Below are 26,164 nucleotides of genomic sequence, written 5' to 3' on the forward strand. Positions count from 1 at the left end.
GTTAGGAAAACCGATGAAAGACACCGAGAACCACACGCTCTCGTTTGACGATTACGACGAGATGATCAACCCCCGCCCGGAAGAATGCGACTTTGACCGGATTGTTGAAGCAGCCCTCAGCCGTCGTGGTTTCCTGGGTGGCGTTCTTGCTTTCGGCAGTTTTGCCGCCGTCGGTGGCGGGTTCTCGCCCGCAGAGGCAGCTTCAAATCGCTTTGCATTCGAGGCAATTGGAACATCCGTGGCAGACGATGTCGTTGTTCCGCCCGGATTTAAGGCAGAAGTTCTGGTTCGTTGGGGGGACCCTCTCTGGTCAGACGCGCAGGAATTCGATCACGCCACCCGTGGCACGGCAGCAAGTCAGGAGCGTGCGTTCGGTGACAATACCGACGGAATGGATGTCTTCTTCCACAACGGTAAGACCCTTCTCGTGGTGAATAACGAATACACCAACCGGGACATCCTGTGGGGCAACAATCCGGATGCCAAACCGGCTTCGGACGACGACATTGCCAAGGGCATGATGGCGCACGGCGTTTCTGTCGTCGAAATCGCCAACACGGACGGCAAGTGGCATATCGTCAAGGACAGCCCTTACAACCGTCGCATCACACCGAATACCGAAATGGAACTGACCGGCCCGGCCGCAGGCCATGACCTGATGAAAACCGCGGCTGATCCGGCCGGAAAGAAAGCGCTCGGCACCTGGAACAACTGCGGCAACGGTGCAACCCCGTGGGGCACGTACCTGGCTTGCGAAGAAAACTTCAACGGCTATTTCTCCTCCAGCGAAGACGTTCAGGACGACAACCCGAAATCCATTACTCCTGAAATGAAACGCTATGGTGTCAGCACCAAGGACTGGGGCTACGGCTGGGCGAAAATTGACGAGCGTTTCGACGTTGCCAAGCACGCCAATGAACCGAACCGTGCGGGATATGTCGTGGAAATCGATCCCAGCGACCCGAATTCAAACCCCAAGAAACGCACAGCCCTCGGCCGCTTCAAGCATGAAAATGCGGAAACTGTCATCAACAACGACGGACGTGTCGTCATTTACATGGGTGACGACGAACGTGGTGAATTCCTCTACCGATATGTTTCGAACGGGGTCTATGCAGCTGGCGTCGATACCGACGAACTGATGGAAAACGGAACCCTTTCAGTCGCCAAGTTCAACGAAAACGGTACTGGGGCCTGGATCCCGCTAACCCCGGAAACCACTGGCTTGGGGTCGCAGGCAGAAATCCAGATCCACACCCGTCAGGCCGCGTCAGCCGTTGGCGCGACTACAATGGATCGTCCGGAATGGGTTGCGGCAAACCCCAAGGAAGCAGAGATCTATTGCTGCCTGACCAACAACAAGAACCGCGGCGTGAAAACCAATGCCGGAGGTGATGAAACACCGGCCATGGGTCCGAATCCGCGCGAAAAGAACAACTACGGTCAGATCGTCCGCTGGCGTCCGGATGCAGGCGATCACACCACGCCGGGCTTCACCTGGGACCTTTATGTGTTGGCCGGAAATCCGACCGTGCATTCCGATGCCTATGCAGGGTCGTCAAACGTCAATGCCGACAACATGTTCAACTCGCCTGACGGCCTCGCATTCGATGCCAACGGCCTGCTCTGGATCCAGACCGACGGCAGCTACAAGAACGAAGGCGACTTCGCCGGTCAGGGTAACAACCAGATGCTTGCAGGCGACCCTGTCACCGGTGAAATCCGTCGCTTCCTCGTCGGGCCGAAAGAATGTGAAGTCACCGGTCTTTGTTGGTCGCCGGACCGCCGCACCATGTTCGTCGGCATTCAACATCCGGGTGAACGCGGTGACAGCCACTGGCCGGAGGGCGGCGACGCTGTGCCGCGTTCGGCAATCATCACGGTAACCCGTGACGATGGTGGCCTGCTCGGCTGACAATAGCCGGCTAAACAAACAGATTCGGCCGGTTCATCACCGGCCGTTTTTTGTGGGTTTGTCAGCGTAAAAAATGCGGCAAGCCGGTGTTACGACCAGGAGACATCCCTGACAGTTTTCGGGGGTTGCTCAAGTGACCGGTCAAACACGATATTCAACGATCTGCGTATACAGGACCAGTATCAAATGTGGATTGATCGTGATCTCGCGGAGTTCAAGCTGGTCATACCGTTGAACCAGATCGACGCACCGGCTCTCCCTCCAACAGGGACATCTTCAAGAGAGACAGCGGACAAAACCGATATTCTGGACATCAAACGCAATCGGCTCAGAATGTATCAGCCTGTTGGCGGTTTCAACGATCCGCACCGCTGCATTGAGTGATCAGCCTTCCTTGCCGTGGTCATACCAGACCGCTTCAATATTATGACCGTCGAAATCCAGGACAAAGGCCGCGTAGTATCCGGGCCGGTATTCCGGTCGGTATCCAGGCTGGCCATTGTCTGCCGCGCCCGCGTCCAGGGCTGTAGAGTAGAATGCCTCGACCGCCTCACGGCTGGCTGCCTCAAACGCAATATGCGTTGGAACGACCGGGTCTTTTACCACCCAGAGGTCTGTGTTCCTGCCGTCAAAGAAACCTGCCGCCTCTCCAACCTCCATGCTGACCGTATAGCCGAGGGTCGCCAGCACGGTTTCATAAAACGCTTTTGATCGCGCGTAGTCGCTGACATGCAGATGGGTATGGGCGATCACCTCTGAAACTCCACTCCGATTACCTGCCGGCAGCAGATGCACCACCCGACCACATTCGATCTGAACAAGATCCATCGAAACGTACCGGCAATTTCTTCGAATGTAACCCGAATTTCCGCTGCCCCGGCAACCTCGTCAACTGGCACCAACCGGCCACTCCTTTGCCACCATGGTCAGGACATCATATTGGGCGACGACTTCATCGCTCTGATTGGTCACCTGGCAGTCCCAGCGCACTTCACCATGTTCGGCGTTTTCGCGCGGATTGATTTCCTTGCAGGTCAGACGCACCTTCAATGCGTCACCGAAATAGACCGGCGTGAGAAATCTCAGATTGTCGACCCCGTAATTTGCAAGAACCGGTCCCGGATCCGGATCGACGAAGAGACCGGCGGCAAAGGAAGCGATCAGATATCCGTGCGCGACCCGATCTTCGAAGAACGGATTGGCCCTGGCCGCCTCGCTGTCCATATGGGCATAGAACGTATCGCCGGTGAACTCGGCGAAATGCTCGACGTCCTCTTTCGTGACTTTCCGCGCCCTGGTGACGATCTGATCGCCGATTTTCAACTCCGCCAGCGACTTGCGGAAAGGATGGACATCGGTACGGACACCGGCGCCGTCCATCCATTGACCGGTGATCGCAGAAAGCAGCTCCGGGGTCGCCTGAACCGCCGTACGCTGCATGAAATGCTTCACGCCGCGCATGCCACCCATTTCCTCGCCGCCCCCGGCCCGGCCGGGACCGCCGTGAACGAGCGGCGCCAGCGGTGAGCCGTGACCGGTCGAACTCTTCGCCGAACGGTGGTTACCGACAAGGACGCGCCCGTGGAATGGCGCGAGACCCGTAACGATGTCCCGGGCCACGTTTCCGTCATTGGTAAAGAGTGAGGAAACCAGTGATCCGCGCCCCTTTTGTGCGAGAAAAACCGCTTCGTCATTTCCATCATAGGCCATGACGGTTGCGACCGGTCCGAAGGCTTCAACGGAATGCACGGCCTCCGCTGAGGTCGGATTGGCGCAGCGCAGGAGCACTGGCGACATGAAGGCGCCCCTGTCGGCATCTCCCGAGACAAGATCAACGGCATCTATCGAACCGGAGACGATTTCCGCTTCCTCTGCCAGGACACTCACTTTCGACTTGACGTCATCTCGGTCCTTCAGGGAAACCAGCGCACCCATACGGGTGTTTTCATTGTCCGGCAGACCGATCGGCGTGGATGTCAGTCGGGCGGAGAGCGCTTCGACGACCGCTGACTCATTTTCCCTCGGCACGATGATCCTGCGAATGGCGGTGCATTTCTGCCCTGCCTTGACCGTCATCTCGCGACTGACTTCCTTGACGAAGAGATCGAATTCCTCCGTTCCGGGCGCCGCATCAATTCCCAGGATCGAGGCATTGAGACTATCGGCTTCCATGGTGAAGCGGACGGAGTTCTTCAGGATCGCCGGGCCGGATTTCAGTTTCTGTCCTGTTGAAGCCGAGCCGGTAAAAGTGACGACGTCCTGTTCGATGACATGCTCCAGCAGATCACCGGCTGATCCGGTAACGATCTGCAGTGCTCCTGCGGGTAGAATGCCGGTTTCGAGGATCCTGCGCACCACCAGTTCGGTCAGATAGGCGGTCTGCGAGGCAGGTTTGACCAGACAGGGCATGCCTGCAATCAGGGTCGGAGCGATCTTTTCCAGCATTCCCCAGACGGGAAAGTTGAAGGCGTTGATATGGACGGCAACACCCTGCAGCGGCATCAGGATGTGTTGTGCGGCAAAAGAGTTGTCGCGGGAAAGCAACTCGACGGGGCCTTCACTCAGGACCTTCGTGTTCGGCAGTTCCCGACGCGCCTTGGACGCGAAGGTCAGAAGCGTTCCAATGCCCCCGTCGATATCGATCCAGCCGTCCTTGCGCGTCGCACCGGTGGCAAAGTTCTCCAGATAGAACTCTTCCTTAAGTTCCATGAGTTTCAGGCCGACTGCCTTGAGCATCAACGCGCGTTCATGGATCGTCATGGCGCGCAGAGCCGGGCCGCCGACCTCGCGTCCCCATTCAAGCGCACCCTTGAAATCAAGGCCTTCCGTGCCGATCAGGGCGTGCATCTCACCGGTTGCCGCATTCAGCACCGGCCTGCCATCGCCGTCACCCCGCCGCCATGTGCCCCCGACATAGCTTTCCAGCCGGCGCTGAACCGTTCCCGTCCCGTCCATGGATCGTCCTTTCTGAATGTTCAGCCGAGTTTCAGCTCGGCCAGCCTTGCCTCGGCGTCGGCTTTCCACGCGGCACGCAGCGTCTCGTTGTCGGTGTGACGCAGGCCCAATTTCTTCATCCGCTCGAAACGGTCTGACTGAGCCGGGCCGAAAGTTTCCGCCACGCGGGGCAGCCAGTAATTCACCGAAGCCAGAACCTCGGCACGGGTTGTATCGTCCTCCGCCAGATGCTGAAGGCCCTCCAGCCCAAGTTCCATATGGCGCTTTTCCCTCGGCAGGATTTCCCGAAAGATCTCGCCGAGCGGCTGGTAGGAAGTCAGGACCTGTTCCTCAAGCTGATAGACGGTCGCCATTCCCATCAGCGTGTTCATGACAACAGCATCGGTCCAGCTTTCAAGGGGATAGTGAAAGACAGACAGGCGCATGTCGCCCCCCTGCCGTTTCGGGTCAATCCGGGCATCGCGTGGTTGCCGCGCCGACCAGGCGTGCGTCTTGTTGTAGAGCGCCTTGTCCGTGCCGAATTCGCTCATCAGATCGAGAACACGTTCCGCGTGATCCACCTTCTCCAGGGTGATCCGGCTGGCTGCGATCCTCTCCTTCAGGCCCGGCGCCCAGTTGATGGCATCTGCAAAACCCGCAGAACCGGCGAGTTCGCTGTCCACGAAGGAAGACATCAGGCGCAGAAGCTCACCACGGTAGCGCGGCGAAACGTTCTCCGGCGATGTCAGCTTGCCGCCCCTTTCAAGATAGTCGGAAAGGGACATGGCGTCGTCCTGCGGAAGGATTGCTTCACTCGTCATAGCTGATCACCACCTTGTCGGAAACGGGGATGCACTGGCAGGAAAGGACGTAACCGGCACGGACCTCGTAGTCCTCCAGCGCATGGTTCACTTCCATCTCCACCTCACCCTCGATCACCCTGGCGCGACAGGTGGAACAGACCCCCGCCTTGCATGCAAATGGAGCGTCCATGGCATTAGCGACCGCAGCTTCGAGCACGGATGTCCCACTCTTGTCCATCTGGAAGTTGCGCGTCGTACCGTCGAGCGTAACCGACACCTCGCAGGTGCCCGATCCGGCAGCGACCGCCTTGGAGGCAACCGGGCTCTTGGTGCGCCCGGGTTGGGTAGACGCGAAAAGTTCAAAACGGATCTGGTCATCGCCAAGCCCGTGACTGCGCAGGCTGTCGGCGATCGTCAGCATCATCGGTTCAGGTCCGCAAATGAATGCCGTATCGACCTCTTCCGCATCGATCCAGAGACGAAACAGCATCTCCATCTTCTCAGCGTCGATCCGGCCGGTGAACAGATCGATTTCCTGGGACTCCGTTTCCAGAATATGGATCAGCGAGAAGCGGCCGAGATACCTGTTCTTCAGGTCTTCCAGCTCCTCTCGGAACATGATCGAACTGGTTTGACGATTGGCATAGATAAGTGTGAAATTGCTATGCGGCTCCCGCGCCAGCACAGTCTTGATGATGGACAGAACCGGGGTAATGCCCGAACCACCGGCAAAACCGAGATAGCTCTTCGCAGCCCCTGGCTCCAGCTCCGTAAAAAATCGGCCCATCGGCGTCATGGCCTCCAACCGGTCGCCGACCTTCAACTCCTCGTTTGCCCATGTTGAAAAGGCACCGCCATCGACCCGCTTGATGCCAACCTTCAGACAACCCTCGTCGAGACCCGTGCAGATCGAATAGGACCGGCGCAGTTCCTCGCCGTCAAAATTCCGGCGGAATGTCAGATACTGGCCCTGCACGAAACCGAATGCGTCGGCCTCCGTTTCCTCGGGCTTGAGCGTTACCACGACCGCGTCGCGCGTATCGCGGCGGATGTCGGTCACTTCGAGCGAATGGAAACGAGCCATGGGCGATACCCTCCTTCGGGTTTCAGATACACTTGAAATAGTCGAACGGTTCGAGACAGTCCTTGCAGCGCCATGCAGCCTTGCAGGGTGTAGATCCGAATTGGCTGATCCTCTCGGTCTGGACCGAACCGCAGCGCGGACACGCAACACTGAGACTGTTTTGGCCGGAAAGCCGCGCGGCCTTGGCGCTCATGCCATCCGATGCCGTTCCGTCGATCGGCGGTGCGATGCCGAAGGCCTTCAGTTTTTCCCGCGCGGCCTTTGTCACCCAGTCCGTTGTCCAGGGGGGTGACAACCGACGCTCCAGTCGCATGTCCGCCACACCCTTTTCACGAAGCTTGTCCTCGATCATCAGATCGATCACTGCCGTTGCCGGGCATCCCGAATAAGTCGGTGTGACGGCCACAACCAGCGTCTCATGTTCGTAGCGAACGTCTCTAACGATCCCGAGTTCCGTCACCGAGACAACGGGAATTTCAGGATCGGGAACCTCTGCAAGCCAGCTCCAGACCTCGTCGATCGTTGGCAGAAGCGTGGTGGACATCGCCCGCTCCTACCAGCTCGCGCCGGGATAGGCACGTTGCAGAAACTGCATTTCGGCTAGAATGAAACCGAGATGCTCGGTGTGCCGCCCCTGCTTTCCGCCCAGATGGGCGTAACCTGCCGGATCCGGCATGGTCAAAGTGGCTTCTTCCAGAATGTCCCGCACTTTTGTTTCCCAGGCGCCGCGCAATTGCGCAAGATCGGGAGCAACTCCAGCATCGGAAAGCCGCTCGTCGACTTCATCTGCCTTGAACATCTCTCCGGTGTAAGGCCAAAGCAGTTCGAGCGCGTCCTGCATCCGGCGATGGCTTTCCGCAGTACCGTCGCCAAGACGGACGACGATATCGGAAGCCCGGTCAAGATGATAACTGACTTCCTTGACCGCCTTCGCGGCGATTTCAGCAACGCGCGGGCTACTGGAATTGCTCGACAACCAGGTCAACAGCAGATGATGATAGGCGTCGAAAAGGAATTCCCGCATCATCGTCACCGCCATGTCGCCCTTGGGCAGTTCGACCAGCAGGATATTGCGGAATTTCATCGCGTCCCGAAGATAGGCGAGAGTGTCGGCGTCGCGGCCTTCCCCTTCCAGTTCGCCGGCAAGACCCAGCCACATCTGGGTATGTCCGATCAGGTCCAGTGCCGTATTTGCAAGCGCGATATCCTCTTCCAGAACCGGGCCGTGACCACACCATTCGGACGTGCGGTGGCCGAGAATCAGCGCATTGTCTCCCAACCTGCACAGCCATTCAAAAAATGCGGGCCGCAGGGCAGCGTCAGTCATGATCGGATCGTTCGCTGCGACGTCCACTGTTGTTTCAACATCCGGCATCACATTTTTCCAACTTCATCGGGAATGTCGAAAAATGTCGGATGACGGTAGGTCTTGCTCTCGGCCGGATCGAACAGCGGGCCTTTCTCGGACGGGCTTGACGCGGTAATTTCCCTTGAAGGCACTACCCAGATCGAGACACCTTCACGACGGCGGGTGTAGACGTCGCGCGCATGATTGATCGCCATTTCCGCGTCGGGTGCATGCAGGCTGCCAACGTGACGGTGGTTCAACCCATGCTGACCCCGGATGAAGACTTCCCAGAGCGGCCATTCTTTCTTGGACATGGCTGGTTCTCCCTCAATAGCCCATTTTCTCGATTATTCGGCGGCGACAGACGCAGCCTTGCGGCGGTCGGCGGCTTTGTCGGCATAGGCGTTGAGGCCGTCGCGGAACCATTCACCGTCCTCCCAGGCCTTGACCCGGGCATCCATGCGTTCCCGATTGCAGGGCCCGTTGCCCTTGATCACCTCGAAGAACTCCGACCAGTCCGGCTCTGAGAAGTCATAGCCCTGCTTCTCCTCGTTCCATTCCAGCTTTTCGTCCGGGACAGTCAGGCCGAGATATTTCGCCTGCGGCACGGTCTCGTTGACGAATTTCTGGCGCAACTCGTCATTGGTGTTGATCTTGATCTTCCATGCCATGGACTGGGCCGAATGGACCGAGTCCTTGTCGGACGGGCCGAACATCATCAGGGACGGAAACCAGAACCGGTTCAGCGCGTCCTGCGCCATGTTTTTCTGATCCGGCGTGCCCTGGGCCATCTTCATCATGATCGCGTAGCCCTGGCGCTGGTGGAAGCTTTCTTCCTTGCAGATCCGGATCATGGCGCGGCTGTATGGCCCGTAGGAAGTGCGCTGCAGCGGTACCTGGTTCATGATCGCTGCCCCGTCAACGAGCCAGCCAACAGCCCCGATATCCGCCCAGTTCAGCGTCGGGTAATTGAAGATGGAGCTGTATTTCATTTTGCCGGAATGGAGTTTGTCCAGCAGTTCGTCACGGGAAACACCGAGAGTTTCCGCAGCCGAATAGAGATAAAGGCCGTGGCCTGCTTCATCCTGGACCTTCGCCAGCAGGATCGCCTTGCGCTCCAGTGTCGGCGCCCGTGTGATCCAGTTTCCCTCGGGCAGCTGACCGACGATCTCCGAATGTGCATGCTGGCCGATCTGGCGCACAAGCGTCTTGCGGTATCCCTCCGGCATCCAGTCTTTCGGCTCGATCTTCTCGCCCTTGTCGACGCGGTCCTGAAAAGCCTGCTCTTGCGGCGACATTTCCTCACGTGATTTGAGACCTTCAGATTTCACGAGCTGCGCATACATGGCATTTCCTCCAATAGTGCCTGTTCAGGCCCTGATCACTTTCAAACCTACACCCGCTCCAGTACAAGTGCGATGCCCTGCCCTACACCGACGCACATGGTGCAGAGCGCATAGCGACCGCCTGTTCGCTGAAGCTGATAGGCGGCATGCAGCACAAGCCGCGCGCCCGACATGCCAAGTGGGTGGCCCATGGCAATAGCACCGCCATTGGCATTGACATGCGCCGCATCGTCCGGCAGCCCGAGTTCCCGCAGAACCGCCAGCGACTGGGAGGCAAAGGCTTCGTTGAGTTCGATCACATCCATCTGGTCGAGGCGCAGTCCCGCGATCTTCAGAACCTTTTTTGAAGCGGGCCCGGGCCCCATGCCCATGATCCTGGGAGGCACACCGGCTGCAGCCATGGCAACGACACGGGCCTTCGGCACAAGACCGTTTCCGGCCGCCGCCGCGGCCGAGGCAACGATCACGCCGGCGGCACCGTCATTGACGCCGGAGGCATTGCCCGCAGTTACCGTCAGACCGGGGCCATTGACACCGCGCAGCTTCGCAAGCGCCTCAAGGCCCGTTCCCGGACGCGGGTGCTCATCCTTGTCGACGACGACGGGGTCCCCTTTGCGCCGGGGGATCGTTACCGGAACAATCTCTTGAGCGAAGACACCTGCCTTCTGTGCCACCTCCCACCGGCGCTGGCTTTGCGCGGCAAACCGGTCCTGGTCTTCCCGGGAGATGTTGTAGTCTTCGGCAACGTTGTCCGCCGTTTCCGGCATGGAATGCGTTCCGAATGCGTGGTCCATCTCCGAGTTCTTGAAGCGCCAGCCGATGGTCGTGTCATACATTTCCGCATTTCGCGAATACGCTGTCCCCGCCTTTGCGACAACGAACGGAGCGCGGCTCATGCTTTCCACGCCACCCGCGATCATGAAACCGGCATCTCCAGCCCGGATGGTGCGGGCCGCAAGTCCGATGGCATCCATCCCCGAACCGCACAGCCGGTTGACCGTCGTCCCGGGGACGCAGACCGGCAGGCCGGAAAGAAGCACCGCCATGCGTGCGACGTTGCGGTTGTCTTCACCTGCCTGGTTGGCACAACCCAAAATGACATCGTCGACCGCGTCCCAGTCCACGTCCGGATTGCGCTCTTTCAACGCTGCAAGGGGTATGGCTGCCAGATCATCTGCTCGCACGGATGCAAGGGCGCCTGCGTAGCGTCCGATAGGCGTGCGCACTGCATCGCAGATAAAGGCTTCCGACATTCTTCTCTCCCAACGCAGCCTCTTGGTCGACGCAAAATTCACCGACCGATCGGTCAGTGTTGTAGCATTAAAACATCACACCTCAAACTCTTTTTTAAGTAATTACGTGATGCTTTTCAATCACGGAACAAATTGTCTTTTTGCATCAGCACGTTAGCATTGCCATCTCTCGCTCAAGTCGATCGAGGCGGAGGCAGGTCTCTTCGGTGGCCGATGGCAGCAGGCCGATGGCATCACGAAATGTCAGGCCGATAAAGGAGTCCGCCTCGGCAGTGAGCGACAGATAGGCCCGGACGAACAACTGTCTCGCCTCTTCTGCGGGCCAGTCGGAAGGCCAAGCGTCACGCGGCAGGCGAGGATCCTTGAGCGCTGCCAACCGGTAGTGATGGACAAGTTGCAGCCGCAGGGCCAGGGCCTCCTCGCCTTCAAGGTCAACGGTGCCATTGCCAGATTTCAAGAGCGCGCCGAGAGCTTCGAAGCGCAACAGGAAACGCTTGTACCGGTCGGCAACGCCCTGAAGATCCCAGTAGTCCGCCGCCAGAGCAGGCCAACCTGCCGGATCCCCAACGGTTTCTGCGGAAAGCAACGGGCCGGCCGGAAAAGCAATGTCTTCACGATTAGGGGCGATCGCGGCCCCCTGCCCCAGGGATGCCCAGCCTTCCGGAAGGGCCTCGGCAGCCTTGGCAGCAACCAGCCAGCCACGGGCGGGAGGGGGCGGCGCATAAAGAACCCGGGCAGCCTGCCTGAACTCCGCCCGCGCCTGCCCGGTCAACCGGTAGAAGCTCTTGCGTCCGATGCGTTCACCGAAAAGTTTGCCGGCGGTCACCAGCCGGGACACGGCTGTTCTGACGAGACTTTCGCTGATGCCCTGGCGGGCGCAGCAAGTGACAAGATCCCCCATCCAGAGCGTGCCGCCACGCGGCTCGATCGCGTCCCCGTAAAGCGTGACGATAAAGACAGGCGCACGTGGAACATCCGCACCCGGCAACATTTGGAATTTGGTGTTTACTTCGGCGGTCGACATGCGGCTTCCAGTTTTCAGATCAATAAATTATATCACACAAAATCATTTTTCAGACAGTTTCTGTAGTGAATTTCAACCCTGGTGTGAACTAGACCTTCAATACCTTGATCACCACGAAAGGCGCTGAACGAACCGGTATTGAATAAGCACTCCAAACAACAACCATTCCGCTGAAAATGTTCTGCCGGCCCCCATTCCCGGAGCGTTGCGATTTGGGCAACCTGATGGCCGCGTTGGTTTCTGTTGCCGCTCAGGGACAATTCAAATGGGAAGGCATCGAATTCCAAATAGACAGGAATAAAAGTTCACTTTCCCCTGCGGAGCATTTCATCTTAATCTCTTGCAATACTTGGAAAACATGACCTAATCTCGGAATATAGAAAAACGAGGGGGAAAAAACGAGATGACTGTATATCGATTTACTGAATTTTCTTCACCGGATATGGGAGCGGCAATGGTGGCCGCCGAAGATTTACGCGGCGATCTCGCAGATGCTGGTGCAGTCTTCATAGATATCATCGATTTCGGCGATGGAGCCGGACTTGTCGTGGCAAAGTATCCCAATGAAGCCGCGATGGAAGCAGCGGGGGCGATTGCACAGGCAGCTTTTGGCAAGATGGTTCAGGCGGGCGTCATCGACCCGGCGTCCATCAAGCCGAAAACCGGTGCCGTCGCTATTTCATACTTGTAGGACCGCCGGTCCAATCGAACCTCGCGAAACGGTTTGTTGGCCATGACATCAATCCGTTTCGCCGCAGATGCGAAGCGTCACCGGCGGGACAGCCAGTCCGTACATCATCAACTCAAGAGTTTCCGAAACTGACAGGTTCAGGAAATCCCATGGCAATTCAGGGCCTGAAACCGAAATGGCTGTTGGCCGTTTGCGGGAGAACAATTTTGTCCCTGGGCATTCCTTGCGCGAAGCCTGAACAATGGGCAGGTGCAACATTTCGGCGACAAATTCCGATATAGAAATGTGAACTTCTTTTCTAATAATTCCGCCAGGTCTGATCCAGTGCACCATCTTACAAAGATTTAATTGTAAGGACCAAACCTTCCAAAACAGCCGGAAAGATCTCGCCGAATTTCGCAGGTTTCGCCTCCTCGATGTCGTGTGACTTGCCGCAACACGGCGCTTTGCCAGATACCACGCCTTGCAGTCATTGAAACATCTTTGTTACGACATGAGAGACGTCGGCAAGGCAATTGCCAGAACCATTCAAGTTATTGTAAAAATTAATATTTCTGAAATACGTCAAGCCTATCGGTTCAAACATGACCGCCTCGCCGAGGCCACCCGGAATGCCCGATCCTTTCACCTGATGAACAGGAAGAGATCGATCCGAATGCCACATCACGTGTCAGGCGACACCGTGATTTCGATGGTCGGCAGCAGGGTGTTGATCGTTCGAAAAAAACACATGCATCTCGATGCCCGGGATTCCGTTGGCTGGTCTCTGCCACATTTCGTCCCCAGTTGCTGATCAGCCGCCCCGGCATGGGGCAGATACAACTTGTGAGGAGAATTGAACATGATGAAAACCCTGCTTCCTGCCGCCGTTTTGGTAACCACGCTGGCTGCCGCGCCGGTCGCTCTGGCAGCGAGCAACGACAGCACGGCGATCGAAGGCACCTATCTGCTGGTGCAGCCCAACGAAAGCCAGCGGGTCCTCGCCCTCAACCCCGGCGGTTCGGTCAATCTTGTCAGCCAGGGACAACAGGTTCGCGGTTACACATCCGGACTTGGAAGCTGGAAAATGACAGGACCGGACACGGCCCGCGCTGCCATCATCGACTTCAACGACCCGGAAACAACAGCCGATGGCAATGGTGCGTCGCAAATTGTCTATGACCTGACCTTCTCCGGCGAAACCGATGGCCAGTTCCAGAGTGTTTCAGGACAGTTTTCAGGCCAGGCATTTGCCAAGGGTAAGAACCCCCTCGCCGAAGATGTCCAGCCGGCCCGCAAATTCGGCAACCGGTTCGATGGCATGCGCATCGGCGTCAACTGACCCAGCCGGTTATGCAAGGACCGTCAGGACAAACCCGTGCAGACCGGGTGCAACAGGCGGCTCGGCTTGTGGACATCAACCGCATGAAAAAGAGTGCCAGTGGTCACAGGCCACTGGCAGGCTCTTAGCATGTGACCCCGGTTGAACGCTTGCCTTTCGGCAAATGTCGCGAGGATCGATTTCACAAAGATGCTGCCCTGAGACTCACGAACCCGGGCAGCGTTTCAACGGCCCGCTTTTGTGCGGGAAATTCCAGCGCAGGATCAACTCATCGCCGGTGAGCTGCATTCCTATGAGATAGCTGCGCACGGAATCTTCACCGCATTGCGCATTAGCTGCAGTGAATGCACCGTTCTTTCTCGCCTCGACCGGCCCCCACCTGAGAGCGCACCAGAGCTGCCCTTGTCTGAGCCAGTTCCGCCCGATCTCGAACGGTTCCGACAGCACCGTCCCGTCGGGCTGGACCGGCGCCCTCGCGCACTGCGCCTTCGTACCCCAGGTTCCACGAAAGGCGACGTGTTCACTCGCGTTGGCAGGGGTGACAAGAACTGCGAACATCAGAATAAGGTAGCGCATGAGAAAGAGTTACCAGCGCCTCTCCGGGCCGCTTAATCAATTCGTCTTGAGCGTCGGTCCTGGCACGCACGGAACTGTCTGACGATCGGGCATTTCGGTCTCACGACAGGGTCTAACGCTAAACTGGAACCTGCAGCCCGACTTTCACACGGTTCACCACGACGTTGGAATGAAACCGGCGGATGTTTGGATTGTCCGTGAACACCTGGCGGCTGAAGTCTTCATACGCCGCCATATCCGTTGAAGTCACGACCAGGATGAAATCGGTATGTCCCGTGACGTAGTAGCACTGCTGAACATCCTTCAACTCCATCATTGAGCGCCGAAATTCATCCAAAAGGTCTGTGCGCTCCCGCTCCAGTTCCACTTCGACGATGAAGGTCATGGGACGTCCGACCGCCTTGGCCGACAGAACTGAAATATCCGCCTCGATAATTCCCTCGTCCCGAAACCGCTTCAGACGACGTTGAACGGATGACCGCGACAATCGGGTCTGTTCGCCCAGTTCGTCAGCCGTCAGGCGATTGTCTCGCTGAAGAATCTCAAGAAGCCGCTTGTCGGCATCATCCATGACATTGGGCATTTTGCTTGCTCTCATACCAAATTTTGCAACAATTTACTCTATCAGGAGCGAAAAAACAGGCAAGTTGCTCAATTTTCTCCGCTAGTCTTTGCCAAGGAACCCATTGCACCAATCGAAGGCCTGATCATGCGCAAACTGCCTGAATTGTCCCGACGTCACATCGATCACCGCGCCTACCCGCCGGGAGTGGCATATATGGACGGCCAGTATCTGCCGATGAACGAGGCAAAAATCTCGGTTCTGGACTACGGCTTTCTCCACTCGGACGCGACCTATGATGTGGCTCATGTGTGGAACGGCTCGTTTTTCAGACTGCAGGATCACCTGGACCGCTTTTTTCGCGGTATGGACGAACTGCATATGTCCATCGGCTACGACAAGGAACAGGTTACGGAGGTTCTCCGCAATTGCGTGGCCTTGTCCGGGTTCAGGAACGCCTATGTCGAGGTGATCTGCACCAGGGGAACGTCGCCGGAATTCAGCCGGGATCCGAGGAATTCTGAAAACCGCCTCATCGCATTTGCCCTTCCGTTCGGGTCCGTGGCCAACGAGGAACAGATGGAACACGGTCTGCATCTGGCAATAACAGATGTCCTGCGCATTCCGCCGAGCTCGGTCGATCCGACCGTGAAGAACTACCATTGGCTGGACCTGGTGAAAGGCCTTTACGCTGCTTATGAACGCGGTGCGGACACGGCGGTTCTGGTTGACGGCAAGGGCAACATATCCGAGGGGCCCGGCTTCAACATTTTCGCGGTAAAGGACGGCCTGGTGACCACGCCGGACACAAGCATCCTGTTGGGCGTTACCCGCCGGACCGTCTTCGATATCTGCGCAAGGATGGATCTCACATGCCGGTCTCAAGACATTTCGGTTAAGGACCTGAGATCAGCGAACGAGGTCTTCATAACGTCAACCGCCGGGGGGATTATGCCGGTGACACGCATTGACGGAAAGTCGATCGGATCGGGCGCAATCGGCCCGCTCTACAAGCACATCAGGACTATGTACTGGCAAATGCACGACGCCGCTGAGCATCGCACGCCCGTCTCCTATCCCGTGAAAGAGAGTGACTGACACCGTTCAAAAAAGTCCGTCTGGTGCGCAGGACCGGCGGCTTCACGACAAGCCTTTTGGTGCGAGGTCGCCAATCGAGCCTTCTTCAACTTCCGGCGGTTGCTGTCTCTCGGTTTTTGCGGTCGCCGGCAAGGGCGTGTCGAATACGTAGTCCGGGTCGATCTTCTGCCGTTCCCAGGTGTCAAGCATTTCGCGCCAGGCTCCCGTAAGAGTGCGCGGTTCAGGCATGTCGTCCCTGATCTCTTCTGCCAGCATCGGCAGATTGTAGCAGGGAATGCCCGCATACATGTGATGCTCGGCATGCCAGTTCATGTGCCAATAGAGAAATTCGACGAATTTCGGCAGGCGAATGGACCGGGTGCTTTTGCGGAAATCATTCGTGCCTTCCATCAATCCGCAATGCTGCGTCAGCCCGACAAAATAACTCAGCCAGTTGGCGATAAAACTCGGCACCGTGATGATCAGCGGCAATACCCACAGACCCGTGACCATCGCGACAATGAGCACGGTGCCGTGAAATGCCAGCTGGATTCTGGACCAGCGGATCGAGTTCCTGTGCTGGTCCGGCTGGTCCTCATGCAGCGCCTCGAGCCATTCGTTGGCCGGAACCTCGACCGGGCCGGTCTTGCCGAGCGCGTCCAGTACCGTCAACCAGACGGCCGACACAAAACCGCCCTTGCCGAATGTCCTCCCCGGCTGGGTCATGAGGTTGACCGTGAACATCTGCAAGAGGAACGTCCGGCCCACATTCGGGTGCACAGGCAGCAGGACTTCCCGGTCACCTTCCGGATGCAGGGTATAGCGATGATGATAGGTATGGCTGGCGGCATAGTCGAACGGGTTCCACCAGGAAATCAGGCTGAAGAGATAGAGAAAGAAGTCGTTGAGCCACTTGGTTTTGAACACTGTCCCGTGGCCGAGTTCGTGGACAGCGGTACCCTTGAAGAATGACGCCACGGTGCCGTGAGCAAAGAGCGCGATCGCGAACAGAAACCAAAGGTTCAGCGCCCAGGTCAGATAGACCGCCAGACCCGTGAGGCAGAAGAGGGCGAAATGGCCGCCCGCCTGGAACCAGCCCTTGGCGTCGTCGCGCCTGGAGAGCTCCCGAAACCTGGCCGGCGGCATCTTCGAGCGATACCATTGCGGCTTCAGGGTTTCCCGGACCTCCGATAACGGCTGATACGACATCCCTCTCCCTCACATCACCAATATCCGCTCTTGCACTAACGAACATAGCCATTTCCGCCCCGCTCCGCCAAGGGTGACGACAGCCGTACTTCAGCGTCAAAGGCAGACTGAACGCCTGAGGCTGCGAAGCCGCCTTCCCGTTTTCGTCTTCCCGCGTCCAATGGCTGCGCTCAACCAATGCATTTAAGACGCTGCTACATCTCAGCCCTCTGCAACGGTGACGGTGCTTTCCTCCGCACCTTTGCCCACCTCGGCCCGCAGGTGCTTGCCGACAGAAGGACCGAGGTTCCGATTGGTTTTGACATCATCGCGAGCGGACCGGTGCCTTGGGGGTCTTCAGTCAGGAAATTCGGACATTCCCACATCCAGAACGGACCGTCGCTGAAGGCCCTTTCCAGTTACGTGCATTTTCCAACCATTGCCGACCTTGAGAAATTAGGTCCATATGCGTGCCAGGATAAAATCCAACAGAGAATCACAAAGGCGATATGCAACAGAATTCAGAAGCGAATGCACGTGGCATCATCCTGATGGTTCTGTCCATGGGCGCCTTCGCAATGGCCGACACGTTGATCAAACTTGTGTCGGGAGAAGTCGCTCCGGCACAAATCATGTTTCTGATGATGGCCGGTGGCTCGGTCATGTTTTGCCTGATGGCCAAGGCGCAAGGTGCGCGGCTGATTGATCGCCGTGCAATCGCGCCCGTCTTCCTGGTTCGCTATCTCGCAGAAGTCGTTGCCATGGTCGGCATGGTTATGGCCTTGGCCCATGTGCCGCTGTCAGCGGTAGGAGCGATAATCCAGGCGACGCCCCTGCTGGTTGCCCTTGGAGCCGTCTTGTTCCTCGGAGAGAAAGTGAGCTGGCGGCGCTGGAGCACCATTGTCCTGGGATTTGCCGGTGTTCTGCTCATCGTTCAACCGGGTGCCGAAGGCTTTGATGCCCTGGCCCTTTGGGCGGTTTTCTCGATGGTTGGATTGTCTGTCCGCGACCTGACAACACGCATGACGCCACCCGACATGGCGTCCGCAAGCCTTGCTGCCTATTCGGCGGTAGCGGCGTTGCCTTTTGCCATGGCCTGGATCCTTCTGGATGGAGACAATTTTCTGCCACCGGAGGCAGACTGGGTGATGCTGATCTCCATCATCCTGCTGGGGTCGCTGGGATATTTGCTGCTCACCGCATCCATTCGCGCGACCAGCATTTCGGTCGTTTCTCCCTTTCGATATGCACGCCTCGTCTTCATGTTGATTTTGGGCGTGCTGGTCTTCGATGAGCGCCCTGGCCTCCCGGTCCTTGCAGGAGCATCGCTGATCGTCTTCTCGGGCCTCTACATGATGTGGCGTGAGCGTGTTCTGAAACAGTCGGGCTAGTTCAGCCTCCGGCACAAAAGCCATGTCTCTCCACCTTGTCATCCCGAACAAGGCGCAGGGGAGATCCGGGATCCGGCACGCCATGAGACCGGCGAAAAAACAACACGGTCTGGCAAACGTCTGCCGAATATCCGCCTTCGCCTGCATGACAATCCGGAAGAGTATGGTTCAGCCGCGTTCTTTCCTCTGAAACCTGATGGAGGAAATATTCACCCGGCCCCAGTCATCCAGCGGTATCGACTCTTGCGTCACATCATCCCTGACGGACCAGTTCGTGTCATCCAGCGCCAACCCGACCGGGTGGATCGACAATTCGTCCGGTGTTGCGAAACGCAACCTGACCTTGGTGCCGGCGCGTACCGCCAATGACATGGCGCGGACACGCAGATCATCCACCGCAGTGTTCCGGTTCAGGCTAAACTGCTCTGTGGCTGTCCTGACTTCCAGCCGGGTCTTGTCCGGCAGGCTTTCGATCAGCTTCGCCTGGGCGCGCTTTGCCGCATTCTCCAGACCCAGGGCAGACACCATGGGTGTCTCGGCCGACAGAATGAGGCCAAGTGCGGTCGCTTCGTCTTGAGCAAGTCCCGTCAGGCGCGTGCGATAATTGAACCCCAGCTCAATGCCGCCGCCATTGCCCTGGTAGACGACGATCGGCAATCCGGCCTCGGTCATGGCATCAACGTCGCGCAGAATGGTGCGCGGGGCAACCTCGAGCTCCTCTGCCAGTTGAACCGACGTCTGCCGTCCCCGGTTTTGCAGGACAAGCAGGATTTGCAGCAAGCGGGCCGCGCGCATGAGAAATCTCCAAACATGACATAAGATGTCATGTTACCTCCTTTAAGCGTTCCAGTGTCAATCAAGAGGAGCGGCATGAAAACCTACAGGAAATCCATCGACATCGACGCCCCGATCAGTGAGGTCTGGCAGGTCTTGACCGAAGACCTGCCGCGCGATCCGGATCCATTCGGCATTCTTCGGATCGACGGCACACTTGCTGCTGGGAGCCGCATAAAGCTCTGGTCCGAAATTGAACCGAAGCGAACATTTGCGCTAACCGTGACCGACTTCCAGCCCCCTCACACGATGGTCTGGCGCGGGGGGATGCCGCTGAGGCTCTTTACGGGAACCCGGAAATTCTCCTTGTCGACGGCTGGCGGGACGACGAGATTTGACATGGAAGAAGTCTTCAGCGGTCTGTTGTCCGGTCTGATCGTGAAGTCCATGCCGGATCTGACATCGAGTTTTGAAAAGTTTGCTAACGCACTGAAGGAAAAGGCAGAGCATCATGGATGATGTCGTATACGGTTCGGGCACGCCGGAAGATCCGTGGATTTTGAAAACACCCCCGCTGACCTCAGAATTCCAGGTCTGGAAGGATGAAGCGAACGACCCACCTGCTCTGGTCGTGCAAGTTGGCAAGACCCGCCTCTCCTATCAGCTCCGCGCTCTGGAAGATGCACATGAAATGCTGAAAAGCCATGGAGACTGGATGCCGCTCGGCAACGCAGACGAGGGAAAACCGACCAAGCCCGAAACCCTGGAAGACTGGGCGCGTTCCAGGGACAACCCCGTCGGCGGCTACTACGGTCTGCGCAAGGGTTACCGCGGTCGCTTCGCAAATTATGTAGGTCCGACGCTGGAACTCCTGGGACTGGCCGAACTGGAACACAACGCTCGAAACAACCGGATACGGGCGATCTGAGAGCGTGGTCATCCAGGCGGTCATCTGCCTTCATGACAACAAATGTCAGTTTTCTGGACAGGCTGTTGAGCTTCAGGCACCCGGTGCATACCCCACGTCACGGACGTGAATCTGGAACCTCTTGCTGAACTCGGTTGCGACCGGTCGTTCGCCGCATTTGCGAACGGCGGCCGGATCTCGAAGCCAGTCCTGCGGGAAGTCCGTGCGTTCAAAAAGGAGAACCATCACCAGTCGGGTAATTTGGCATTTGCAGTCGGTTGCTGAAAGTTTTGAGACGAAGGCCGAGACTTCGCACGAGGATCGATACGGCCGCCACGAGTTGGCGTGGTTTGATTCGAAACATGGAGCTTGTGGTGCATGGCTTCACGACCGGTTCCGCATTAGGGACGGTTGCTGAGATTCGCGTGCCCCAGGCATGCAATCGCTTCCGGCCCTCTCCGGACATTGCTCGCCTTGCCGGTCAATGTCTGCTTTTCCGGCAAATGGCCAAGCACGCGAGGCGGCTTACCGCCACCCCGCATAAGCCGTCTCTAACCGGCCTGAAACGATGCAGAGCTAACCCTCGAAGTCGGGTAAAGGCGGAAGGCTTCGAAGGTAGAGCACTATCGCACTGAGGTCGTCGTCGCTCATCTGTGCCAGATTGCCGTAGGGCATCGGCGGGAGCATTGGTTTTCCGTCCGGTCGCTTGCCTCCGACGATCATCGTTTTGATTTCGGCATCCGTGTAATCAGCCAACCCATCTTCATGGCTCGTCAGGTTGGAGGCGACCGACACACCCCACGGACCATGAAATTCGAAGCCTCCCGCACCTAGGTGGGTCTCCACCATCGGTCCTTTTGGGCTCATCGGAGAATGACATTCCATACAGTGCGCAACTGGACCCGCCAAGTATCGCCCATACTCGATCGTAACACCTTCAGCCGGCTGCGCCACGGAGCCGACGGGCGGGCCATATGCCGGTGGCAAATCAATCTTGTATTCGCTCTCACCCGGGTCATTTTCGACCGCCGGGATCGTTCGAAGGTAAAGGACCATGCTCATCACGTCGTCGTCTGACAGACCGCGATACATCGTAAAGGGCATTGGCGGTCCTATCAGGGATCCGTCAGGACGAAGACCTTCCCGGATCGAGCGTGCAAGCTCATCATCTGACCAACCGGCGATCCGTGACGTCGGTGTAATATTCGGAGCAATTGCTTTGAATGCAGGATTTTCTTCAACAAGGCGCCCGCTCAGATTTGCGTCCAAGACTGGCCCATTGGGTCCCATGGGCGTGTGACAGTTGCCGCACCCGGCAATACCTTCGACGAGATAGCGTCCGCGATCAACACTTGGTTCCGCCAAGGTGATGCTCGGCATGATAAAAAGGCCCAGTGCGCCAAATAGAAAAATCGCTTTCATGATGTGTTCCCCCTCCACAAGACAAAAGCTTACGAGCAATGATCGACGGATGGCAAACCATTAATCGGAGAGAGGAAATGCTGCATGGTTGGTCTAGCCAGCCAAACCCAGCTCCGCGTCGGATGCTGTTCCGGAATACTTGTCTCTTGCTGGCCAGGGGCGGTCTTGCCACTTTGGCTCAAAGGCAAAACTCGAAACGGCCCTGCCAGCGACCAAAGCCCCGTTGCCGGCTCCCAGCGCATAGTCATAGTAAAGCTTGACGATCTCTTCTTCGCTCACCTGTTTGGTAGCCGGATGCAACATGCAGGCTTCTGACCACACACGCACCCGAGCGTATGCATTGTCATCCGGAAGTTCGAAACCCTCGTAGTAGCCGAGGAACCAGAAGCGTTTGAACATCGGTGTAAACACAGCCTCTGCAAGTCCGAAATCGTCGAAGAGATACGTTCCGTTTGGATTGTGCTCCATTAGAAAACCATCAATGTCCCGGTAAAGGCCAAGCAGTTTGTCACGGTGTTCTTTGCGGCGATCTGGATCCTGGTTCATGACATAAAGATATCCTGCCATCGTGAATGGGCCTTCACGAGCGATCAGCATCGATTCGATTGCATGTTCCAAAGGGGCGCTCCGCCGGAGTGCCTGCCCTTCAAGCACCTCGTCGAGATACCGAAGAATGACCAGACTTTCCTTGATAATTGCGCCTCCGGATGTTTCCAGAACAGGTAGGGCTGTTGTCCCTCGGGTTTTCGCCAGCAGCTCTGGATCCCGCGGCTTGGTGATGTCCACCACGCGAAATTCAACGGCATCGTCCAGGCCCCGTAACGCCAGCAGGATCTCCAGCCTTTGCGAAAACGGACAAACCGGTATGTGATAAACAACATGTTTTCCGGCCATGAAACCTCCTCGATATCCGACACATTAATGCCAAGGATAGTCCGAACATTTGTTGGCCAGCAAATCCTACTGTCATGATGGAAAGATCGGCCCGAAACAGCCGTTGGTCACCAGTTCAACGAAAGACGACCAAAAGCCTATTGGCAAACACTGCGGCGTTCTCGAATGGCCGGTATGGTGAAGCGCGAAGGCTTCACCATCTGGCGCGCGGCTATTCTCCCGTGGCCGCTGCGGAGAATTTCTCCAATGCACCCCTCATCGCCAAAACCGCCGGGTGATCTGCCGCAAGCCCATGAGACGGTGCAATCGTTGTCGGGTCGTCATAGACCGCCCAGGTTTGTCCATTTGCATCTTCAAAAAACAACATCCGCAGCGGCAGATTTAGCGCCATGGTCTGACCTTGCTGCAGTGCCTTGGCGCCAATTTTTGGACTGCCGAAAATGACGACCGTTGTCGGGCGCAAGGCTTCGCCAACCGATGCGGATCCGCGGGCAAAATCGACCTTTGTAAAAACGTGTGCACCTGCCCCTTCCACCGCGTCGACCAGGCGCTGCACCGATCGGTCAACGTTTGCGTTGCTTGCCACATTGATACGTTCTGCCATGGCGGTGCCTGCGAATGTTGTCGCGATAAGCGCTAGTGCGATAAGTGTTTTCATGGTTGTCTCCTGGGTGTCCATTTTCCCGAGCGGTACCGGGACCGTCCAATGTCTAGACCCTGTGAGAACCGGATTCTGGAGGATTTTTGGAGGAATGTTTTTGACCCAAAATAACTCTCAGGTCTGGACCTTCGGTGCTTTCGCACTTGATGAGGCGTGCAGCGAACTCACACAATCTGACGTCCCGGTTGCCATTGAACCGCAAAGTCTACGCATCCTGATCTTTCTTATTCGTCACAGGGATCGCGTGGTTTCCAAAGACGATTTGATCGAGGAAATCTGGCAAGGCCGAGCGATCAGTGACTGGGCGATTTCGGGGGCGATCAAGGCCGTTCGGATTGCGCTTGGCGATACCGCTCGCGACCGGAGTTTCATCAAGACGATCCATGGACGAGGGTTTCGCTTTGTGTCGGATGTCATTTCCAAAACACCCGAAAAGCCTCCTGCGCCGAAACCAACAGTCCTGATCCGCGTTTTTCGGTCTGCAGGCGAGGAAACGCAGCTCAACTATCTCGCGGACGGACTTGCGGAAGATCTGATCAACGGCTTGTCCCGAAACGGAGCATTGAACGTGCTGTCATACAACACGTCCCAAGCATTGAAGGACACGGTTCCGGCAAAGGTTTACGGCGTCACCCACATCGTTGATGGCAATATCCGAAAAAGCGGATCGCGCACGCGCGTGACCGCAGTGATCCTGACTGGAAATGGACAACGGCAAACCTGGGCAGAGACATTTGATCTCTCGCCGGAAAGCCTTTTGGCAGGCCATGATCTGATCGCCGATCGACTGCTCGGCGTGCTTGCGCCGGATCATTCCCGACCGGCCCAAAAGCGGCGCGGCACATTGAATTCTCAAGCCTATGATGAATACCAAAAAGGGCGCTACGCCTATTTTCGCTATGAACCCCTGGCATTTGTCAACGCTTTGTCACATTTCACGAAAGCGGCAGAGATCGATCCCGACTTCGCGAACGCATACGCACAACAGGCATATTGCCGCACAACGCTGTATGTTTTTGGATTGCCCGGAAGCGACAAAACGCTTGATGCGGCAGAGAACCTCGCCCGCGAGGCCATTCAACGGGACGAATACTCAGCACTCGGATACGCAAGACTTGGGTGGGTGCTGGGTTATCTTGGGCGACCGGAAGAATCCATTGCCGCATTTGAAGCCGCGTTGACCCGAGATCCGGATAACTCCGAGGCTTTTTTGGCGTATGGCGAAACGATGAACAGGTTGGCACGCCCGGACGAGGCCGGCCCTCTTCTGGACACAGTATTTTCAAAAGACAGTTTTTTGCCACCCAGTTGGGAATTCCCCCAAGGCCATCGCCAACTTTTGCTTGGCGAACAGGAGACGGCCATAGGGCATTTTCGATCTGTGCTTGATCGCGTCGAGCGTTTCATTCCTGCCCGTATCCAGTTGGTGCGTGCGCTTTGGGAGATCGGCGATGCTGAAGAAGCACAGCAGATGGTTGATAGGGTCAGGGAGATCGCTCCCAGGTATGGTCTCGCCCATTCAAAACGCATGTTTCCATATCCGGTTCGAAGAGAGGTTGACGCACTGACGGAAGCACTTACGGGCGCTGGAATGCGTTAGAGTTTCATTGAACGCTTTTTCATGTGGTTTGGGCCGTGAGCAAGTTTACGCGCAACACTTAGTCGGCAGCAACGTCTCGCGGCTTCTTCTTCAACGAAATGAAATTCCGATGCTCGACCTCTCCTGACACCAGCCCGGGTTTGCCGACGCCACGGATGCCATCGGTTCATTTGATGCAGACTGGAATGCCGCTCTTGCGATGAACATCGGTCGCGGTCCTGTTCGCCAGGTTTCCCAGCTGATGACTGAAACGAGCGAATTTGAGCGTGAACAAGTGGTTCACGTCGTCGGAGCATCCGGCGCTTTGAAATGGTCAACTTGGCTTTCGTCTTCGGCAGGTCAGGCACCCGGCAGGCAACCCTGTCTTTCACCTTTCCGCAGCAATCTCGGCATTGGACCTTTGGCGTTCTTTCAGCTGGGTCTTCATGAAATTCACGAGCAGTCTGAGACACTCGACACGTTTGTTCTGCTTTGGAAAGTAGAGATAAAACGGTGGCAGGTCCCTGGCAAATGGCTCAAGGAGCGTCGCCAACTCGCCCGTCTTCAGGTGGTCTGCCATCGTTGCCTTCATCGACCAGCCGATCCCGTGCCCCTCACGCGCTGCCTGAATGACACCCGCCGCTGAATCAAAGATCAGCCGTGCCGGCGGATCTATGCTTATGTCCTGGCCATCTTCCGTTACCCGCCATTCCCGCAGCTTGCCTGATGTCGGGTGCCGGTGCCGGATGCACTGATGATCCAGCAGATCACGGGGGTGTTCGGGAGCCCCAAAGGCCTGGAGGTAGGACGGGGCGGCGAAGAAGACCGACTTGATCGGCGGGGTGATGCGGACCGCGATCATGTCCGGGCTCAGCGCGTCACCCATGCGGATACCGCCGTGGAACCCCTGGCGATTGATGTCGACCAGTTCTTCATCCCACGAAATCTCCAGTTTGATACCGGGGTTCTCGGCCAGAAACGCCTTCAACACGGGTGCGAGCGCTGCCATATAGGCCCCGCGCGACAGACTCAGCCGCAAGGTTCCCGTGGTGGACCGGGCCATCTCCCTTGTCTTCTTGAACGCATAGGTCAGATCACGATGCGCCGGGGCTGCAGCCTCGAACAAGATCTTTCCGGCTTCGGTCAGTTCAACGCTGCGGGTCGTTCGGAAGAAGAGTTCGATGCCGAGCCGGTCTTCGAGCGCCTTCAGTTGCAGGCTGACGGCCGATGCTCCGACCCCGAGCGCGGCCGCTGCCGCGCGCATGGACCCTTCGCGAACGATGGTCAGGAAGACTTCAATGCCATGGGTGGGTATGCGCTCCATTGTTTGAAATTACCAAATAATGACTTCAGTTTGCAATGGATACACAAATCAATGGCATCGCTGTAGTTCTGGTCGACCCCACCCGGAGAC

The 26,164-nt window shown here is 57.3% G+C and carries 27 protein-coding genes; 9 read left to right on the top strand and 18 right to left on the bottom strand.

Annotation, left to right across the window (positions count from 1 at the left end):
• Positions 1-13 precede the first annotated feature (13 nt).
• Complete coding sequence (locus LA5095_RS06540; RefSeq protein ID WP_055113220.1) at positions 14-1,915, top strand: PhoX family protein; 1,902 nt, start codon at positions 14-16, stop codon at positions 1,913-1,915.
• 186 nt (positions 1,916-2,101) lie between these two features.
• The gene (locus LA5095_RS06545) at positions 2,102-2,299 is read left to right on the top strand and encodes a hypothetical protein (RefSeq protein ID WP_055113222.1); all 198 of its coding nucleotides are present in this window, start codon (positions 2,102-2,104) and stop codon (positions 2,297-2,299) included.
• On the opposite strand, the gene LA5095_RS06550 is transcribed toward LA5095_RS06545, so the two are convergent.
• From LA5095_RS06550 to LA5095_RS06595, 10 genes are all read right to left on the bottom strand, one after another.
• Positions 2,300-2,743: a VOC family protein gene (locus LA5095_RS06550; protein WP_235808811.1), complete on the bottom strand. Its 444-nt coding sequence runs from the start codon at positions 2,741-2,743 to the stop codon at positions 2,300-2,302.
• 60 nt (positions 2,744-2,803) lie between these two features.
• Complete coding sequence (paaZ, locus tag LA5095_RS06555) at positions 2,804-4,870, bottom strand: phenylacetic acid degradation bifunctional protein PaaZ (protein WP_055113224.1); 2,067 nt, start codon at positions 4,868-4,870, stop codon at positions 2,804-2,806.
• A gap of 20 nt (positions 4,871-4,890) precedes the next feature.
• Entirely contained in the window at positions 4,891-5,670 is a 780-nt protein-coding gene (locus LA5095_RS06560; protein ID WP_055113225.1) for a Phenylacetic acid catabolic protein, read from the bottom strand.
• Positions 5,660-6,736 carry a 1,2-phenylacetyl-CoA epoxidase subunit PaaE gene (gene paaE, locus LA5095_RS06565; protein WP_055113227.1) on the bottom strand — a complete coding sequence of 359 codons (1,077 nt, stop codon included), beginning with the start codon at positions 6,734-6,736 and terminating at the stop codon, positions 5,660-5,662. Before paaE ends, LA5095_RS06560 begins: the two co-directional genes overlap by 11 nt.
• A gap of 22 nt (positions 6,737-6,758) precedes the next feature.
• Entirely contained in the window at positions 6,759-7,280 is a 522-nt protein-coding gene (gene paaD, locus LA5095_RS06570; protein ID WP_055113229.1) for a 1,2-phenylacetyl-CoA epoxidase subunit PaaD, read from the bottom strand.
• A 9-nt stretch (positions 7,281-7,289) separates the two neighbouring features.
• Positions 7,290-8,111, bottom strand: a complete 822-nt coding sequence (gene paaC, locus LA5095_RS06575) for a 1,2-phenylacetyl-CoA epoxidase subunit PaaC (RefSeq protein ID WP_055113231.1) — start codon at positions 8,109-8,111, stop codon at positions 7,290-7,292.
• A complete protein-coding gene (gene paaB, locus LA5095_RS06580) occupies positions 8,111-8,398 on the bottom strand; it encodes a 1,2-phenylacetyl-CoA epoxidase subunit PaaB (RefSeq protein WP_055113233.1) in 288 nt (95 codons plus the stop codon). Before paaB ends, paaC begins: the two co-directional genes overlap by 1 nt.
• Before the next feature lie 33 nt (positions 8,399-8,431).
• The gene (paaA, locus tag LA5095_RS06585; protein ID WP_055113235.1) at positions 8,432-9,430 is read right to left on the bottom strand and encodes a 1,2-phenylacetyl-CoA epoxidase subunit PaaA; all 999 of its coding nucleotides are present in this window, start codon (positions 9,428-9,430) and stop codon (positions 8,432-8,434) included.
• A gap of 47 nt (positions 9,431-9,477) precedes the next feature.
• Positions 9,478-10,683, bottom strand: a complete 1,206-nt coding sequence (gene pcaF / locus LA5095_RS06590) for a 3-oxoadipyl-CoA thiolase (protein WP_055113237.1) — start codon at positions 10,681-10,683, stop codon at positions 9,478-9,480.
• A 145-nt stretch (positions 10,684-10,828) separates the two neighbouring features.
• The gene (locus LA5095_RS06595) at positions 10,829-11,707 is read right to left on the bottom strand and encodes a PaaX family transcriptional regulator C-terminal domain-containing protein (RefSeq protein ID WP_208992581.1); all 879 of its coding nucleotides are present in this window, start codon (positions 11,705-11,707) and stop codon (positions 10,829-10,831) included.
• Positions 11,708-12,110: 403 nt separating this feature from the next.
• Between LA5095_RS06595 and LA5095_RS06600 the strand changes: the two genes are divergently transcribed.
• Entirely contained in the window at positions 12,111-12,398 is a 288-nt protein-coding gene (locus LA5095_RS06600) for a hypothetical protein (protein ID WP_144435929.1), read from the top strand.
• Between the two features lie 841 nt (positions 12,399-13,239).
• Positions 13,240-13,719 (top strand): hypothetical protein, encoded by a 480-nt coding sequence (locus LA5095_RS06615; protein WP_055113245.1) that lies wholly within the window; start codon positions 13,240-13,242, stop codon positions 13,717-13,719.
• Between the two features lie 204 nt (positions 13,720-13,923).
• Here LA5095_RS06615 and LA5095_RS06620 read toward each other — a convergent pair whose 3' ends face one another.
• Both LA5095_RS06620 and LA5095_RS06625 read right to left on the bottom strand, forming a co-directional pair.
• The gene (locus tag LA5095_RS06620; protein ID WP_055113247.1) at positions 13,924-14,295 is read right to left on the bottom strand and encodes a hypothetical protein; all 372 of its coding nucleotides are present in this window, start codon (positions 14,293-14,295) and stop codon (positions 13,924-13,926) included.
• A gap of 118 nt (positions 14,296-14,413) precedes the next feature.
• A complete protein-coding gene (locus LA5095_RS06625; protein ID WP_196905320.1) occupies positions 14,414-14,878 on the bottom strand; it encodes an Lrp/AsnC family transcriptional regulator in 465 nt (154 codons plus the stop codon).
• A 126-nt stretch (positions 14,879-15,004) separates the two neighbouring features.
• On the opposite strand from LA5095_RS06625, the gene LA5095_RS06630 reads away from it, so the two are divergent.
• Positions 15,005-15,955, top strand: coding sequence for an aminotransferase class IV (locus LA5095_RS06630; protein WP_055113251.1), 951 nt, complete (start codon positions 15,005-15,007; stop codon positions 15,953-15,955).
• Between the two features lie 42 nt (positions 15,956-15,997).
• Here the strand turns inward: LA5095_RS06630 and LA5095_RS06635 are convergent, their stop codons facing one another.
• Entirely contained in the window at positions 15,998-17,143 is a 1,146-nt protein-coding gene (locus LA5095_RS06635; protein ID WP_055113253.1) for a fatty acid desaturase, read from the bottom strand.
• A 488-nt stretch (positions 17,144-17,631) separates the two neighbouring features.
• Between LA5095_RS06635 and LA5095_RS06645 the strand changes: the two genes are divergently transcribed.
• Positions 17,632-18,513, top strand: coding sequence for a DMT family transporter (locus LA5095_RS06645; RefSeq protein WP_082442630.1), 882 nt, complete (start codon positions 17,632-17,634; stop codon positions 18,511-18,513).
• A gap of 168 nt (positions 18,514-18,681) precedes the next feature.
• Here the strand turns inward: LA5095_RS06645 and LA5095_RS06650 are convergent, their stop codons facing one another.
• The gene (locus LA5095_RS06650; protein WP_055113260.1) at positions 18,682-19,308 is read right to left on the bottom strand and encodes a helix-turn-helix transcriptional regulator; all 627 of its coding nucleotides are present in this window, start codon (positions 19,306-19,308) and stop codon (positions 18,682-18,684) included.
• 75 nt (positions 19,309-19,383) lie between these two features.
• Between LA5095_RS06650 and LA5095_RS06655 the strand changes: the two genes are divergently transcribed.
• Positions 19,384-19,806: an SRPBCC domain-containing protein gene (locus tag LA5095_RS06655; protein ID WP_055113261.1), complete on the top strand. Its 423-nt coding sequence runs from the start codon at positions 19,384-19,386 to the stop codon at positions 19,804-19,806.
• Entirely contained in the window at positions 19,799-20,215 is a 417-nt protein-coding gene (locus LA5095_RS06660; protein ID WP_055113263.1) for a DUF6855 family protein, read from the top strand. The genes LA5095_RS06655 and LA5095_RS06660 overlap by 8 nt, the downstream gene beginning before the upstream one ends.
• Before the next feature lie 555 nt (positions 20,216-20,770).
• Here the strand turns inward: LA5095_RS06660 and LA5095_RS06665 are convergent.
• From LA5095_RS06665 to LA5095_RS06675, 3 genes are all read right to left on the bottom strand, one after another.
• On the bottom strand, positions 20,771-21,616 hold the full coding sequence (locus LA5095_RS06665; RefSeq protein ID WP_208992582.1) for a c-type cytochrome: 846 nt from the start codon (positions 21,614-21,616) through the stop codon (positions 20,771-20,773).
• 93 nt (positions 21,617-21,709) lie between these two features.
• A complete protein-coding gene (locus LA5095_RS06670) occupies positions 21,710-22,510 on the bottom strand; it encodes a glutathione S-transferase (RefSeq protein ID WP_055113265.1) in 801 nt (266 codons plus the stop codon).
• 211 nt (positions 22,511-22,721) lie between these two features.
• On the bottom strand, positions 22,722-23,168 hold the full coding sequence (locus LA5095_RS06675; protein WP_158510348.1) for a DUF302 domain-containing protein: 447 nt from the start codon (positions 23,166-23,168) through the stop codon (positions 22,722-22,724).
• Between the two features lie 100 nt (positions 23,169-23,268).
• Between LA5095_RS06675 and LA5095_RS06680 the strand changes: the two genes are divergently transcribed.
• Entirely contained in the window at positions 23,269-24,771 is a 1,503-nt protein-coding gene (locus LA5095_RS06680; protein ID WP_158510349.1) for a winged helix-turn-helix domain-containing tetratricopeptide repeat protein, read from the top strand.
• Between the two features lie 367 nt (positions 24,772-25,138).
• Here the strand turns inward: LA5095_RS06680 and LA5095_RS06685 are convergent, their stop codons facing one another.
• Entirely contained in the window at positions 25,139-26,074 is a 936-nt protein-coding gene (locus LA5095_RS06685) for a LysR substrate-binding domain-containing protein (RefSeq protein WP_055113271.1), read from the bottom strand.
• Positions 26,075-26,164: the final 90 nt, after the last annotated feature.

This window comes from Roseibium album (assembly GCF_001404515.1).
GTDB classification, from domain to species: Bacteria; Pseudomonadota; Alphaproteobacteria; order Rhizobiales; family Stappiaceae; genus Roseibium; species Roseibium album.